Origin of the sequence: Streptomyces sp. NPDC051561 (assembly GCF_044454195.1) — a bacterium.
Taxonomy (GTDB): domain Bacteria; phylum Actinomycetota; class Actinomycetes; order Streptomycetales; family Streptomycetaceae; genus Streptomyces.
The window spans coordinates 106,035-119,819 of record NZ_JBITDM010000017.1 but is presented as its reverse complement, the minus strand read 5'-3'; the positions used below and the strand labels follow the sequence as shown (position 1 = coordinate 119,819).

Below are 13,785 nucleotides of genomic sequence, written 5' to 3'. Positions count from 1 at the left end.
TGTCACCCTGGTGTGGGCAGGGTGTGGAGCGCGTGCAGCTCTCCGAGTGCGGCTTCGGCCTCAGCCATGACACGTGCCACTAGTTCGGCGCAGCTCGGCAGATCCTCGATCAGACCCGCCACCTGCCCCGACGCCATGACGCCGAGGTCGGTGCGGCCGTCGACCATCGAAGCCTTCAGCAACATGGGGGTGTTGGCGGCCAACAGGACCTGACTCCAGGACAAACTCTTGCCGTGCTTCATGGCGAGCCCGTCGCGGACCATCTGCGACCAGCCGAGCCCGGAGATCTTCTTGAAGGACGCCGCGCGCACCACCGCCTGCGCCAGCGCCCTCGCCCGCCCGGACCGCTCCAGGGCCTCCACCAGCTCCGAGCGGAGCATCCGGTGCGGGAGTCCGTCGACGGCGGTCGTGACGGTGACGTCCTTCACCGTCGCCGCCAGGTACTTCGCCTTCACCGCGTCCGGCACCGTCGAGTCGGAGGTGAGCAGGAAGCGGGTGCCCATGGCGATCCCGGCCGCGCCGTACGCGAGGGCGGCGATCAGACCGCGTCCGTCGTGGAAGCCGCCGGCCGCGATCACCGGGATGTCGACCGAGTCGACAACCTGGGGGAGCAGCACGGTGGTTGCCACCTCACCGGTGTGGCCGCCGCCCTCGCCGCCCTGCACGATCACCGCGTCCGCACCCCAGGCCGCGACCTTCTCGGCGTGCCGCCGCGCCCCGATGGACGGGACCACGACCACCCCGGCGTCCTTGAGCTCGGCGATCAGCTCGCGGGACGGGGCCAGCGCGAAGGAGGCCACCTTCACACCCTCGTCAATGATGATCCGTACCCGGTCACGGGCGTCCCCGGCGTCCGCCCGCAGATTGACCCCGAAGGGCTTGTCGGTACGGGACCTGACCTCGCGCACCGCGAGGCGCAGCTGCTCGACGGTCATCGTCGCGGAGGCGAGGATGCCCAGCGCGCCCGCGTTGGCGGTCGCGGAGACCAGCCGGGGGCCCGCCACCCAGCCCATCCCGGTCTGGACCACGGGGTGCTGGATGCCGACCAGCCTGGTCAGGGCCGTCTCCATCCGGGGCGCGGCGGCGGGTTCGCTCACGGCCCGGGGCGCGGCGGCGGGTTCGCTCACGGCTTCACCTCGCGGTCGCGGGTGCCCGTGGGGTCCACGACCTCGCGGATCAGATGCAGCTCCTCGGCGGTCGGCTCGCGGGTGTACGGCACGTCGTCGGCGATCGCGAGGGTGAAGCCGGTGGCCTCGCGGACCTCGTCCACGGTGACGCCCGGGTGCAGGGACGCCAGCCGCATCGAGTGGTCGGGGGTCTCGAAGTCGAAGGCCCCGAGGTTGCTGACCACCCGGGGAAGCCGGTGGTAGCGGGTGGCCGCGGGGCCGGCCGCTGCGGCGCTGTCGTAACCCACCCCGCAGATCATGTCGACCTTGTCGACGAAGACCCGGGTGGAGTGCTTGGGGACCCAGTAACTGGTGGGATTGTTCAGGGAGTTGACCGGGGCGCCGCGGACGCCGAGCAGCTGGCGGGTGGGCTGCTGCCAGTCGCCGATGCAGGAGATGTTCTGGTTGCCGAACCGGTCGATCTGGCTGGCGCCCATCATCACGTGCCGCTTGCCGCCGGTCACCATGGTCAGGTGCCGGCGGTACGGAAGCCAGCCCTCCGTCGTGCCGTCCAGGCCGACGATCAGCGCCTCGCCGTCGGTGAGCAGCAGGTCGGGGGCGAAGGTGCGCTTGGCGAGCCGGGCGCCGATGCCGGGGATCAGGCCCATCGGGCTGGCCAGCACCTCGCCGTTGTCGCGCCAAGCCTCGGCGCAGGCGATCACGCAGTACTCGGCGCGGGTGACGGTGCTTGCCGCGGGGGTGGTGGAGGTACTCAACTCTGCTCCTCGTGCCAGGTCTTCACGGCGCTCTGGTACGCCGCCTCGTCGTCGCCGTTCAGGAAGCGCGCGGCGAACTCGGGCCAGGGGGTGCTCGCGTAGAGCTTCTGGAAGGCCTCGTCGCGCCCGTAGTCGGGGGTGCAGGTGGTGAAGTGGGCGCCGTTGGGCGTCTCGACGACGCCGGTGACGGAGGTCCGGTTGAGCAGCAGGGACTGCGGCGCCGCCTCCTTGGTCAGCTCGGCGGTGTCGACGATCCGTTCGCAGGAGACGTAGGCCTCGTCGGCGGCCTCGCAGAAGAGGTCGTCGAAGTACGGGTCGGGGCCCAGGTACTGGCCGTTGCCGAGCCGGTCGCAGCGGTTCATGTGGACCAGGGCCGCGTCCAGCCGCAGGGCGGGCATCGCGACGAAGGTCTCGCCGTCCTCGTACGGCGAAGTGACCGTCCGCAGACCCGGGTTGACCCGCATCACGTCGGAGCCGATGCCCGCGCGCACCGGGAGGAAGGGAAGGCGGTTCGCGGCGGCGTGCAGCCCCCACATGAACATCGCCTCGTCCACCTCGGTCAGTTCGAGGGCGCCGGACTGGCGGGCGGTGCGGAAGTGCGGCTCCAGGGCGATGGTGTCCAGCGTGGCGAACGCGGTGACCACCTTGCGGACCTTCCCGGCAGCGGCGAGCAGGCCGACGTCGGGGCCGCCGTACGAGACGACGGTCAGATCGGTCAGCTCGCTCCGCAGGATCGCCCTGACCAGGGCCATCGGCTTGCGGCGTGAGCCCCAGCCGCCGATGCCGATCGTCATGCCGCTGCGCAGCCGCTGGACGACGTCTTGCGGGGTCATCGTCTTGTCGGTCATGCCGGGTTCTCCTTGCTCTTCGCGCTGGCGCTTTTCCCGGTGGTGCTCTTCCCGGTGGCGCTCTCCTCGCCGCCGGCTGTGCGGCCGAAGGCGGAGCGGACCCGGTCGGCGGTGCCGCTGAGGTTGGCCTCGAAGGTGAAGCCCTGCTCGAAGCGGTAGCTGCGCCGTACGTCCACGGGGTCGATGCCGTTGATGGCGGCCTTGGCGAGGCGGATCAGATGGGGATCCTTCCGGGCGATCTCGTGCGCCAACTCCATCGCGGCGTCCAGGAGTTCGGTGCGCGGGACGACCTTCCAGACCGAGCCGTGGTGGTGCAGCTCCTGGGCGGTGGCGGTCCGCGAGGTGTAGTACAGCGCACGCATCAGGTGCTGCGGGACCAGCCGCGAGAGGTGGGTGGCGGCGCCGAGGGCGCCCCGGTCCAGCTCGGGGAGGCCGAAGGTGGCGTCGTCGGAGGCGACGATGGCGTCCGCGTTGCCGACCAGGCCGATGCCGCCGCCCAGACAGAATCCGGCGACCGCGGCGACGACCGGGACCTCGCACTCGTACACGGCCGCGAAGGCCTCGGCGCAGCCGCTGTTGGCACCGATCAGGGCCTGGTGACCGCCGCCGGAAGCGGTCTCGCGCTGCATCTCCTTGATGTCCACGCCCGCGTTGAAGCCGCGCGAGCCGGCGGGGGTGGTGAGGACGACGCAGCGTACGTCCGGGTCGCGGCCCGCGGCGCGGACCGCGTCGGCCAGGTCGTACCAGCCCTGCACGGGCAGCGCGTTGACCGGCGGAAAGTCGACGGTGACGACGGCGATGCCCTTGTGGGAACCGGAGGGGTTGGAGGTGGAGACACCCATGAGCGGATCAGCTACCTTTCCACCAAACATTTGTTAGGTGCGTGTTGTGTCAGGAAGGTAGCAGCGAATGGAACTCGACGGGAGGGTAGTCGTCGTCACGGGTGGCACCCGGGGGGTCGGCGCGGGCATCGCGCGGGCCTTTCTCGCGGCGGGCGCGCAGGTCGTCGTCTGCGCGCGCAGGCCACCGGAGGAACCGGTCGAACTGGACGGCCGCACGGCCGGGTTCAGGGCCGTCGACCTGCGCGACGCCGAGGCGGTGGAGGAGTTCTTCGCCCGGGTGGTGGCCGATCTCGGGCGGCTGGACGTCCTGGTCAACAACGCGGGCGGCACGCCGTACCGGCTCCTCGGTGAGGGTGCGGCCGCGCAGCACGCGCGGGTGGTGGCGCTGAACCTGGTGGCACCGATGACCGCCTCGCTGGCCGCGCTGAGGCATCTGCGGGAGTCGCGCGGATCGATCGTGATGATCGGCAGTGTGAGCGGTGCCCGGCCCTCGCCCGGAACGGCGGCCTACGGGGCGGCCAAGGCGGGGCTGGAGAACCTGGCCCGCTCGATGGCGGTGGAATGGGCCCCGGAGGTACGGATCAACACCCTCGTCCTGGGCATGGTGCGGACCGAACTCTCCCCTCTGCACTACGGCGACCAGGACGGCATCGCGGCGGTCGGCCGCACCGTCCCGGCCGGACGGCTGGCCGAGCCCTCCGACATCGGCGACGCGGCGGTCTTCCTGGCCTCGCCAAAGGCCGCGTACATCACCGGAGCCTCGCTCCTGGTCCACGGCGGCGGCGAGCGCCCCGCCTTTCTCGATGCGGCAAATGTCAACAAGGAGGTCTGAGATGAGCGAGCAACTGCTCTGTGCGGGACGGGTCGTGGCGATCACCGGCGCCGGCCGGGGGCTGGGCCGCGCCCATGCGCTGGCCTTCGCGGCCGAGGGCGCGAAGATCGTGGTCAACGACCTCGGGGTGAGCGCGCAGGGGGCGGGCGTGTCGGGCGGGCCCGCCCAGGAGGTGGCCGAGGAGATCCGCGCGCGGGGCGGCGAGGCGGTCGCGCACGGCGGCGACATCGCCACCAGCGAGGGTGCCGCCTCGCTGGTGGCCACGGCGGTCGCGACCTTCGGCGCCCTGGACACCCTGGTCAACAACGCCGGGTTCCTCCGCGACCGGATGCTCGTCAACCTCGACGAGGACGACTGGGACGCCGTCATGCGTGTCCACCTCAAGGGCCACTTCCTCCCGCTGAAGCACGCGGCGGCGTACTGGCGCGCCGAGGCCAAGGCGGGCCGCCCGCGCGCCGCCCGCATCATCAACACCAGCTCCGGAGCAGGCCTGTTGGGCAGCGTCGGCCAGGGCAACTACTCGGCTGCCAAGGCGGGCATCATCGGTCTGACGCTGGTCGCCGCCGCCGAGATGGGCCGTTACGGCGTCCAGGTCAACGCCCTCGCCCCGGCCGCCCGCACCCGTATGACCGAGCAGACCTTCGCCGAGACGATGGCCGCACCGGGCGAGGGAGCCTTCGACGCGATGGCCCCCGAGAACGTCTCGCCCCTGGTCGTCTGGCTGGGCTCGGCCGCCTCCGAGGGCGTGACGGGTCGCGTCTTCGAGGCCGAGGCGGGCCGGATCACGGTCATGGAGGGCTGGCGCCCGGGCCCGACGGCCGACAAGGGCTCCCGCTGGACCCCGGCGGAGGCGGGCGAATCCGCCCGCAAGCTCCTGGGCGAGGCATTGCCGCCGCAGCCGGTGTACGGGGCGGCGGGGTAGCCGCCCGCGCCGGGCGGGCGGCTCGCTGGGTCCCGGTGCTGTCCGGTGCCGGGGTGAGGACGGTGAACGCTTCGTCCGTAGGGGCCGTGGGGCAAGCGGCCGGAGGCGTGGGCGGTGGGTGTCGTGCCGTTTCCCACTCAGCGGGAAGTGGCTCTCCCCGGGTGCTCCCGCAGGGATTTAGCCTCGGGCACCGTCCACCCCGAGTCCCCGCCCCTGGAGGAGCCCGATGCTCACCGCACGCCGGAGGCAGGAGGCGGCGGAGCTGCTGCGCTCCGCCGAGCACGGGCGCACGCCCGTCGCGCCGCTGACCGAGACGTTCCCCGGCATCGACGCCGAGGACGCCTACGGGATCCAGCTCCTCAACATCGCCCACCGCACCACCGCCGGAGCCCTCGTCACCGGACACAAGGTCGGGCTCTCCTCGCGCGTCATGCAGCGCATGATGGGCGTCGACGAGCCCGACTACGGACATCTGCTCGACGACATGGAGCTGCACCCGGACCGGCCGGTGCCCGCCGCCAGGTACTGCGCGCCACGCGTCGAGGTCGAGATCGGCTTCGTACTCGGCGACGACCTGCCCGGTGCGGGCTGCACCGTCGCCGACGTACTGGACGCCACCGAACGCGTCGTCCCCGCACTGGAGTTGATCGACAGCCGGGTGCGCGACTGGCGGATCCGCATCGCCGACACCATCGCCGACAACGCCTCCTCCGCCGGTTACGTGACCGGGGAGGGCCGCGACCCGCGCGCACTCGACCTCTTGGGCGTCGAGGCCCGGCTGTCCAGCGGCGGCGAACTGCTCGCCGAGGGGCGCGGGGACGCCGTACTCGGTGATCCGGCCGAGGCCGTGGCCTGGCTGGCACGGACCGTCGCACGGTTCGGGGTGCCCCTGAAGAAGGGGCACCTGGTGCTGCCCGGATCCTGCACCCGGGCCGTGGACGTCACCGCCGGGCGGACGTACACCGCCGAGTTCGCCGGGCTCGGCTCCGTCTCTCTCTCCTTCTGCTGAGGTACGTATGACCGTCAAGGCTGTCAAGAAGGCGACCGCCGCCATCGTCGGCTCCGGCAACATCGGAACCGACCTCCTCTACAAGCTCCGGCGCTCCGCCCACATCGAGCCGCGCTGGATGATCGGTGTCGACCCGCGGAGCGAAGGGCTCGCACGCGCCCGGAAGCTGGGCGTCGAGGCCGGCCACGAAGGGGTGGACCGGCTGCTGGCGCAGCACGAGAAGCCGGACATCGTCTTCGAGGCGACCTCCGCCCACGTCCACCGGGCCAATGCCCCGCGCTACGCCGAACTCGGCATCAAGGCGGTCGACCTGACCCCCGCAGCCGTCGGCCCCGCCGTCGTCCCACCGGCGAATCTCAGCGCGCACCTCGACCAGGACAACGTCAACATGATCACCTGCGGTGGCCAGGCGACCATCCCGATGGTGTACGCCGTGTCGCGGGTCGTGCCGGTGGCCTACGCGGAGATCGTCGCGTCGGTCGCCTCCGTGTCCGCCGGACCCGGCACCCGCGCCAACATCGACGAGTTCACCCGCACCACCGCGCGCGGCATCGAGGAGATCGGCGGCGCCGCACGCGGCAAGGCGATCATCATCCTCAACCCGGCCGACCCGCCGGTCATCATGCGCGACACGGTGTTCTGCGCGATCCCCGAGGACGCCGACCGCGAGGCGATCATCGCGTCGGTCAAGCAGGTGGCCGCCGACGTCGCGACGTACGTACCGGGCTACCGGCTGCGCGCCGAGCCGCAGTTCGACCAGCCGTCCGCACGGTCGCGGCATCGCGCGGACAACGGGGGTCCCACGGCGACGCACGAGGGAATGGCCCGGGTGGCGATCTTCCTGGAGGTGGAGGGCGCGGGCGACTTCCTGCCGCCGTACGCCGGAAACCTCGACATCATGACCGCCGCCGCCACCAAGGTCGGCGAGGAGTTCGCGAAGGGGATGAAGGCGTGAGCCGCCAGACGTACTCGGACACCTGGGACATCAGGATCACCGACTCCTCCCTGCGGGACGGCTCGCACGCCAAGCGGCACCGGTTCACCGGTGCGGACGTGCGGAACATCGTCGGCGCGCTGGACGGCGCGGGTGTCCCCGTCATCGAGGTCGCGCACGGCGACGGGCTCGGCGGGTCCTCGTTCAACTACGGGTTCTCAGGGACGCCCGAGCAGGAACTCATCAAGATCGCCGTCGATACGGCACAGCGGGCGAAGATCGCCTTCCTGATGCTGCCGGGGCTGGGGGTGAAGGACGACATCCGAGAGGCGCACGGGAACGGGGCGCGTGTATGCCGGATCGCCACCCACTGCACCGAGGCCGACATCTCCGTCCAGCACTTCGGGCTGGCGCGGGAGAGGGGGCTGGAGACCGTCGGGTTCCTGATGATGGCCCACTCGACGACGCCCGAGACCCTCGCCGGGCAGGCGCGGATCATGGCCGATGCCGGCTGCCAGTGCGTGTACGTCGTCGACTCGGCCGGTGCGATGGTCATGGACGACGTCACCGGCCGGGTGGGCGCACTGGTCGCCGAGCTCGGCGAGGACGCCCAGGTCGGCTTCCACGGACACGAGAACCTCGGGCTCGGGGTGGGCAACTCGGTCGCCGCCGTGCGCGCCGGGGCGCTCCAGATCGACGGGTCGACGAGGAGGCTCGGCGCGGGGGCGGGGAACACCCCCGTCGAGGCGTTCGCCGCCGTCTGCCAGAAGATGGGCCTTCGCACCGGCATCGACGTACTCAAGATCATCGACGCGGCCGAGGACGTGGTCCGGCCCGTGATGGACGAGGAGTGCCTGCTCGACCGGATGAGCCTGCTGATGGGCCACGCCGGGGTCTACTCCAGCTTCCTCAAGCACGCCGACCGGCAGGCCGGGCGCTACGGCGTCTCCGGCGCCGAGATCCTCCTGCGCGCCGGGCAGCGGCGACTCGTCGGAGGCCAGGAGGACCAACTGATCGACATCGCGGTGGAACTCGCCGCGGAATCCGGTCGGCCGTATCCCGCCACGCGCACCGACCTGCCCACCGATTCACGCACCGACTCGCGCACCAACTAGGGGGAAGACCATGTCTGTTCAGCAGACCGGAGCGACCGCGCCGGCCGAGGAGGTCCGCGTCATCGAAGCGGCGGCGCCGCCCACCCGCTTCGCCCGCGGCTGGCACTGCGTGGGCCTCGCCGACACCTTCAAGGACGGCCGGCCGCACGAGATCCAGGCCTTCGGCACCAAGCTGGTCGTCTTCCAGGGCGAGGACGACGGCGCACTCCACGTCCTCAACGCCTACTGCCCGCACATGGGCGGCAACCTGGCCCACGGCACCGTCAAGGGCGACGCGGTGGCCTGCCCGTTCCACGACTGGCGCTGGGCCGGCGACGGCAGGTGCGCGGGCATCCCCTACGCCCGCCGGGTTCCCCCGCGCGCCAAGACCCGCGCCTGGGCCACTCTGGAGCGCAACAGGCAGCTCTACGTCTGGAACGACCCGGAGGGCAGCAAACCCACCGACGACGTCACCATCCCCGAGATCGAGGGCGTCCACGGCCCCGACGCCGGCGAGTGGAGCGACTGGTCCTGGAACCAGCTGCGCGTCGACAACTCCAACTGCCGCGAAATCGTGGACAACGTCGTCGACATGGCGCACTTCTACTATGTGCACTACGCGTTTCCCGAGTACTTCAAGAACGTCTTCGACGGGCACGTCGCCACCCAGTACATGGAGTCCTCGCCGCGCCCCGACATCGATCTGGGCACCCTCTCCGCCACCGGCGGGCTGCGCTCCGACGCCTCCTACCACGGCCCCTCCTACATGATCGACAAGCTGTGGGCCGACGTGGGCGGCGGCGTCGAAATGGAGTCCGTGCTGATCAACTGCCACTACCCGATCGACGAGAACAGCTTCATGCTGATGTACGGGGCGATCGTCAGGAAGCTCCCCGGCATGAGCGACGAGATGGCCGCCGCAGCCGCGCAGGCCACCTCCGAGGGCCTCGCGGTCGGCTTCGAGCAGGACGTCGAGATCTGGAAGAACAAGACCCGGATCGACAACCCGCTGCTCACCGAGGAGGATGGCCCGGTCTACCAACTGCGCCGCTGGTACGAGCAGTTCTACGTAAACGCCGCCGACGTCAAGGACGAGATGGTCCGGCGCTTCGAGTTCGAGATCGACACCACCCGCGCCAACGAGGCCTGGCGGGCGGAGGCCGGGGCGAACATCGCGGCAGCAGGTTCGTGAGGCGCGCGGTCGCGTGCGGGACCTGTGGGAATGAGGTCCTGTGCGAGAAGTTCAGCCCCGCCCACACCCAGATCCAGTGGACCGACGAGGCCGCCGAGGTCTGCCCGCGGATCCGGGCCGGGGTCGCCGCCGGTGAGCCGAGCGCCCGGGTGCGTTCCTGCGAGGCGCTGCGCGGCAGCATCGACGCGGCGGTCGCGAGCGGGCTGCTGGAAGTGGGTGGACCGTCGTGAGCGGTACGTCGGTGAAGGTGCGCGTCGCCGAGGTCCTACCGGAGACGGACGACGCGGTGTCGCTGGTGCTGGACGCCCAACTCCCTTACAAACCGGGGCAGTTCCTGACCCTGCGGGTGCCCGGCGGGGCCGCCCGCTGCTACTCGCTCGCCAGTTCCCCGCACACCGGGGAGCCCATGAAGGTCACGGTGAAGAGGGTGGCCGGCGGGCTCGGCTCCGGCTGGGTCTGCGGACAGGTGGCGGCCGGTGACGAGCTGGAGGTGCTCGTCCCGGCCGGCACCTTCACCCCACGCGACCTCGACCGCGATGTGGTCCTGGTGGCCGGTGGCAGCGGCATCACGCCGGTGCTGTCGATCCTCAAGTCGGTGCTCGCGGCCGGGCGGGGCAAGGTGGCGCTGCTGTACGCCAACCGCGACCAGGGGTCGGTGATCTTCCGCGACGAACTGTGGGGGCTCGCCGAGACGTACCCCGGGCGGCTCTCCGTCGTGCACTGGCTGGAAACCTTGCAGGGGCTGCCCACCGCGAAGATGCTGTGCGCGGTACTGGCCCCGTACGCCGGCCGGGACGCCTATCTGTGCGGGCCGGGGCCGCTGATGGACGCGGCGGAACAGGCCCTGCGTTCGGCCGGCGCGCGCACGGTGTCGCGGGAGAAGTACTTCTCGCTCGCCGACGACGTCTTCGACCGGGATCCGGTGGCGGTCGCCGCAGCCGGTGGTGCCCGGGCCGCGCACACGGCGGAGGTGACGCTCGACGGGGAGAGGCGGGAGGTCGGCTGGGCGGCGGAGGTCCCGCTGCTCGACACCCTGCTCGCGGCCGGTGTCGACGCGCCGTTCTCCTGCCGGGAGGGCGCGTGCAGCGCGTGCTGCTGCCGGGTGGTCTCCGGCGAGGTGAAGATGCTGCGCAACGACGTACTGGACGAGGAGGACATGGCCGACGGGTACGTCCTGGCCTGTCAGACGGTGCCGTTGAGCGCGCGGGTGGAGATCAGCTACGAGTAGTGGGGGAGTGGCGGAGGGGGTCTGCGAGGAGGCTGCGGAGGAGGTGAACGTACGGGGAATTCGCGGGAGTTGGCGTTGACCCCGACGCGTTCTACGCGCATCAATGGGGGCATGCGAATCCCCCCACGAATCGCCGTCATCGGCTCCGCCGCCACCCTCGCGACCGCACTCCTCGCCGGGGGCGCGGTCGCCGCCCCCGCCTCTGCTCCCGTGGCCCAGGTCGCGGTGAACCAGGTCGCGGTGGTCCAGATCGCCGCCGTCGGCGAGATCTGCCACTCCGAGCTGCCGCCCCAGGCGCACGACACCCTCGGCCTCATCGAGAAGGGCGGACCCTTCCCGTACGAACAGGACGGGACCGTCTTCAAGAACCGCGAGGGCATCCTGCCGAGCCAGACCAACGGCTACTACCACGAGTACACGGTCGTCACCCCGGGCGCGCCGACGCGCGGCGCCAGGCGCATCGTGACCGGCGACAAGGCGCAGGAGGACTACTACACCGGTGACCACTACAAGTCGTTCAGTCTGGTGAAGTACGGCTGCTGAGACAGTCTGGTGAAGTACGGCTGCTGAGGGGCCCGTTCAGGTCGCCTCGGACCGGACCGGTCACATCCACTCGCTGCGGCCCAGCCACCCCATCATGTTGTCCATCGCCTGCTCCGAGATCCGGGGCTGCTGAGCGACGGGCGCGGGCGGGGTGGCTGCCGCGTGACGGGTGCGGGCGCGGCCGGGACCGTACAGTTCGCGCCAGACCGCGCGCGAGCAGGAGAGCACCGCGGGGGCGAGCCTTTCGAGTTCGCGCCGGGCGGTGCCACCGCCCTTGCAGGACAGGGAGATCGCGGCGATCGCCCGGCCCGCGCCACGCAGCGGGGCCGCCACGCAGACGACGCCCCGGAAGCTCTCCTCGTGGTCGAAGGCGATGCCCCGGTCGCGCACCGCTGCCAGTTCCGAGCGCAGCGAGACCGGGCGGATGAGCGTGGAGGGGGTGCGCGGGCGCAGTCCCGCGGCGATGACCCGCTCGGCGGCGTCCGGTTCGCCGAAGGCCAGGACGGCCTTGCCGGCGCCGGTGCAGTAGGCGGGCATCCTGCCGCCGACGCGGGAGGGGACGCTGCGGTCGTCGAGGCCGCCGATCCGTTCCAGATAGACCACCTCGGTGCCGTCCGGGACGGCGAGGTGGACCAGGTGCCCGGTCTGCTCGTGCAGGGCGTGCAGCAACGGGAGGGCGGCGCGGCGCAGCCGGTTGTGGTGCGAGGCGAGCGCGCCCAGCTCCAGCATCCGCATGCCCATCCGGTAGTCGCGGCCCTCGCGGTCCAGCCAGCGCAGGCCGACCAGTTGGTCGAGGATGCGGTGCGCGGAGGAGCGGGGGATGCCGGAACGGCGTACCACCTCGGTCAGCGAGAGGCGTGGTTCCGCGCCGTCGAAGGCGCCGAGCACCTTGGCGGCCTTTTCGAGGAGTGACAGAGGGGCGTGACCGCCCGCCGCGGGCTCGCTGGTGGCACGTGCCATCATCTCCGCGAGCGTGATCTGTTCAGGCATGAGATCAGTCATGAGAAGAACCCCTGTGTGCGGTGCGCATCCGCGACATTGCGGACACAGCTGCGGCCTTGGGGTGACCTTGTCACGGGGGTCGGGGCGGGGGAAGGGGTCGTACTGAGGTATTTCGTTTCGGAATACGGTGGGGGGTCGCGGAGCCCCTTCCCGCTCAGTGGGAATCCGGTATTTCGCGGCCGAACAGCGCGGGCGTACGTTCCTGCCACCGCTCAGCCCGGAGCACGTACAGCCCTACCTCACAGCCGTAATCCCCGAGAGGCGACAACGCATGGGTGACGAAGAAGTCCTCGAAGTCCTCGCAGCGGTCCGCGCCCTGGCCCCCGCGCTGCGCGAACGCGCCCCCGAGGCCGAGGCGCAGCGCAAGGTCCCCGGGACCAGCATCAAGGAGCTGGAGGCGAGCGGGTTCTTCCGGCTGCTCCAGCCGAAGCGGTACGGGGGTCTGGCCGCGCACCCGGCCGCTTTCTACTCCGCCGTCAAGGAGATCGCCAAGGCGTGCGGCTCCACCGGCTGGGTCGCCTCGGTCGTCGGGGTCCACCCGTGGCACGTCGCCCTCTACGACGTACGCGCCCAGGACGAGGTGTGGGGCGAGGACCCGCACACCCGGATCTGCTCCTCGTATGCTCCGACCTGCGAGGTCACCCCGGTCGAGGGCGGCTTCCGGGTCACCGGCGCCTGGCACTTCTCGTCCGGCTGCGACCACGCGGACTGGGCGCTGCTCGGCGGCATGATCACCGACGCCGACGGCCGCCCGCTGGACATGCGCACCTTCCTGGTCCCGCGCACCGACTACACGATCAACGACGTCTGGGACACCGTCGGCCTGCGGGGCACCGGCTCCAACGACGTGGTCTGCGAGGACGTGTTCGTCCCCGAGCACCGTGCGCTCAGCTTCGGCCCGGTCACCGCGCTGAAGACGCCCGGCCAGGAGGTCAACCCGGAGCCGCTCTACAAGCTCCCCTACGCCGCGGTCTTCACCACCACCATCTCCACCCCCGTCGTCGGCATCGCCGAGGGTGCTTACGAGGCGTACGTCGCCGCCACCCGCGAGCGCTTCCGGATCTCCTACGGCCAGCAGGTCGCCGAGGACCCCTTCGCCCAGGTGCGGATCGCCCGCGCCGCCAGCGACATCGACGCCGCCTGGCTCCAACTGGAACGCAACATCAGTGACCTGTACGACCTCGCGGTCGCCGGCGAGGAACTGCCGATGCCGCTGCGCACCCGTACCCGCCGCGACCAGGTCCTCGCCACCGAGCGCGCGGTGGCCGCCGTCGACCTCCTGATGGAGAACGCGGGCGGCTCCGCCCTGCGCAACAAGGCCACCAACGCCGTCCAGCGCGCCTGGCGCGACGTCCACACCGGACGCGGCCACGCGGCCAACGACCCCGAACGGGCGCTCGTCCTCTTCGGCCAGGGCGCCCTCGGCCTCGACATCCAGGACACGATGCTGTGAGCGG

General features: G+C 71.4%; 15 protein-coding genes. 10 read left to right on the top strand and 5 right to left on the bottom strand.

Annotated elements, in window-relative coordinates; translation table 11 throughout:
* Positions 1 to 2: 2 nt before the first annotated feature.
* Genes ACIA73_RS30105 through ACIA73_RS30090 form a run of 4 tightly spaced genes read right to left on the bottom strand, consistent with a single transcriptional unit; the run spans position 3 to position 3,572 of the window.
* Positions 3 to 1,070, bottom strand: coding sequence for an NAD(P)H-dependent flavin oxidoreductase (locus ACIA73_RS30105; RefSeq protein WP_399442047.1), 1,068 nt, complete (start codon positions 1,068 to 1,070; stop codon positions 3 to 5).
* 53 nt (positions 1,071 to 1,123) lie between these two features.
* Entirely contained in the window at positions 1,124 to 1,882 is a 759-nt protein-coding gene (locus tag ACIA73_RS30100) for a CoA-transferase subunit beta (protein ID WP_399441978.1), read from the bottom strand.
* On the bottom strand, positions 1,879 to 2,730 hold the full coding sequence (locus ACIA73_RS30095) for a CoA transferase subunit A (protein WP_399441977.1): 852 nt from the start codon (positions 2,728 to 2,730) through the stop codon (positions 1,879 to 1,881). The genes ACIA73_RS30100 and ACIA73_RS30095 overlap by 4 nt, the downstream gene beginning before the upstream one ends.
* Positions 2,727 to 3,572, bottom strand: a complete 846-nt coding sequence (locus tag ACIA73_RS30090) for an enoyl-CoA hydratase family protein (protein ID WP_399441976.1) — start codon at positions 3,570 to 3,572, stop codon at positions 2,727 to 2,729. Before ACIA73_RS30090 ends, ACIA73_RS30095 begins: the two co-directional genes overlap by 4 nt.
* A gap of 67 nt (positions 3,573 to 3,639) precedes the next feature.
* Here ACIA73_RS30090 and ACIA73_RS30085 point away from each other — a divergent pair, with 67 nt between their 5' ends.
* From ACIA73_RS30085 to ACIA73_RS30045, 9 genes are all read left to right on the top strand, one after another.
* Positions 3,640 to 4,404: an SDR family oxidoreductase gene (locus ACIA73_RS30085; protein ID WP_399441975.1), complete on the top strand. Its 765-nt coding sequence runs from the start codon at positions 3,640 to 3,642 to the stop codon at positions 4,402 to 4,404.
* A gap of 1 nt (position 4,405) precedes the next feature.
* A complete protein-coding gene (locus ACIA73_RS30080; protein WP_399441974.1) occupies positions 4,406 to 5,326 on the top strand; it encodes an SDR family oxidoreductase in 921 nt (306 codons plus the stop codon).
* Positions 5,327 to 5,552: 226 nt separating this feature from the next.
* Positions 5,553 to 6,335 carry a 2-keto-4-pentenoate hydratase gene (locus tag ACIA73_RS30075; protein ID WP_399441973.1) on the top strand — a complete coding sequence of 261 codons (783 nt, stop codon included), beginning with the start codon at positions 5,553 to 5,555 and terminating at the stop codon, positions 6,333 to 6,335.
* Positions 6,336 to 6,342: 7 nt separating this feature from the next.
* Positions 6,343 to 7,290: an acetaldehyde dehydrogenase (acetylating) gene (locus tag ACIA73_RS30070; protein WP_399441972.1), complete on the top strand. Its 948-nt coding sequence runs from the start codon at positions 6,343 to 6,345 to the stop codon at positions 7,288 to 7,290.
* Complete coding sequence (gene dmpG / locus ACIA73_RS30065; protein WP_399441971.1) at positions 7,287 to 8,384, top strand: 4-hydroxy-2-oxovalerate aldolase; 1,098 nt, start codon at positions 7,287 to 7,289, stop codon at positions 8,382 to 8,384. Before ACIA73_RS30070 ends, dmpG begins: the two co-directional genes overlap by 4 nt.
* 10 nt (positions 8,385 to 8,394) lie before the next feature.
* Positions 8,395 to 9,555: a Rieske 2Fe-2S domain-containing protein gene (locus ACIA73_RS30060; protein ID WP_399441970.1), complete on the top strand. Its 1,161-nt coding sequence runs from the start codon at positions 8,395 to 8,397 to the stop codon at positions 9,553 to 9,555.
* Positions 9,552 to 9,785 carry a hypothetical protein gene (locus ACIA73_RS30055; RefSeq protein ID WP_399441969.1) on the top strand — a complete coding sequence of 78 codons (234 nt, stop codon included), beginning with the start codon at positions 9,552 to 9,554 and terminating at the stop codon, positions 9,783 to 9,785. The genes ACIA73_RS30060 and ACIA73_RS30055 overlap by 4 nt, the downstream gene beginning before the upstream one ends.
* Positions 9,782 to 10,783, top strand: coding sequence for a 2Fe-2S iron-sulfur cluster-binding protein (locus ACIA73_RS30050; protein WP_399441968.1), 1,002 nt, complete (start codon positions 9,782 to 9,784; stop codon positions 10,781 to 10,783). The genes ACIA73_RS30055 and ACIA73_RS30050 overlap by 4 nt, the downstream gene beginning before the upstream one ends.
* A 111-nt stretch (positions 10,784 to 10,894) precedes the next feature.
* Positions 10,895 to 11,326, top strand: a complete 432-nt coding sequence (locus ACIA73_RS30045; protein WP_399441966.1) for a ribonuclease domain-containing protein — start codon at positions 10,895 to 10,897, stop codon at positions 11,324 to 11,326.
* Positions 11,327 to 11,386: 60 nt separating this feature from the next.
* Here the strand turns inward: ACIA73_RS30045 and ACIA73_RS30040 are convergent, their stop codons facing one another.
* Entirely contained in the window at positions 11,387 to 12,316 is a 930-nt protein-coding gene (locus ACIA73_RS30040; RefSeq protein WP_399441965.1) for an IclR family transcriptional regulator, read from the bottom strand.
* A gap of 283 nt (positions 12,317 to 12,599) precedes the next feature.
* On the opposite strand from ACIA73_RS30040, the gene hsaA reads away from it, so the two are divergent.
* On the top strand, positions 12,600 to 13,781 hold the full coding sequence (hsaA, locus tag ACIA73_RS30035) for a 3-hydroxy-9,10-secoandrosta-1,3,5(10)-triene-9,17-dione monooxygenase oxygenase subunit (RefSeq protein ID WP_399441964.1): 1,182 nt from the start codon (positions 12,600 to 12,602) through the stop codon (positions 13,779 to 13,781).
* The last annotated feature ends 4 nt before the right edge of the window (positions 13,782 to 13,785 follow it).

Excerpts from the sequence above, each read along its gene's own strand:
- ACIA73_RS30105 (WP_399442047.1), bottom strand. The coding sequence starts at position 1,070 with ATGGAGACGGCCCTGACCAGGCTGGTCGGCATCCAGCACCCCGTGGTC.
- ACIA73_RS30095 (WP_399441977.1), bottom strand. The coding sequence starts at position 2,730 with ATGACCGACAAGACGATGACCCCGCAAGACGTCGTCCAGCGGCTGCGC.
- ACIA73_RS30090 (WP_399441976.1), bottom strand. The coding sequence starts at position 3,572 with ATGGGTGTCTCCACCTCCAACCCCTCCGGTTCCCACAAGGGCATCGCC.
- ACIA73_RS30085 (WP_399441975.1), top strand. The coding sequence starts at position 3,640 with ATGGAACTCGACGGGAGGGTAGTCGTCGTCACGGGTGGCACCCGGGGG.
- ACIA73_RS30080 (WP_399441974.1), top strand. The coding sequence starts at position 4,406 with ATGAGCGAGCAACTGCTCTGTGCGGGACGGGTCGTGGCGATCACCGGC.
- ACIA73_RS30075 (WP_399441973.1), top strand. The coding sequence starts at position 5,553 with ATGCTCACCGCACGCCGGAGGCAGGAGGCGGCGGAGCTGCTGCGCTCC.
- ACIA73_RS30070 (WP_399441972.1), top strand. The coding sequence starts at position 6,343 with ATGACCGTCAAGGCTGTCAAGAAGGCGACCGCCGCCATCGTCGGCTCC.
- ACIA73_RS30060 (WP_399441970.1), top strand. The coding sequence starts at position 8,395 with ATGTCTGTTCAGCAGACCGGAGCGACCGCGCCGGCCGAGGAGGTCCGC.
- ACIA73_RS30045 (WP_399441966.1), top strand. The coding sequence starts at position 10,895 with ATGCGAATCCCCCCACGAATCGCCGTCATCGGCTCCGCCGCCACCCTC.
- ACIA73_RS30040 (WP_399441965.1), bottom strand. The coding sequence starts at position 12,316 with ATGCCTGAACAGATCACGCTCGCGGAGATGATGGCACGTGCCACCAGC.
- hsaA (WP_399441964.1), top strand. The coding sequence starts at position 12,600 with ATGGGTGACGAAGAAGTCCTCGAAGTCCTCGCAGCGGTCCGCGCCCTG.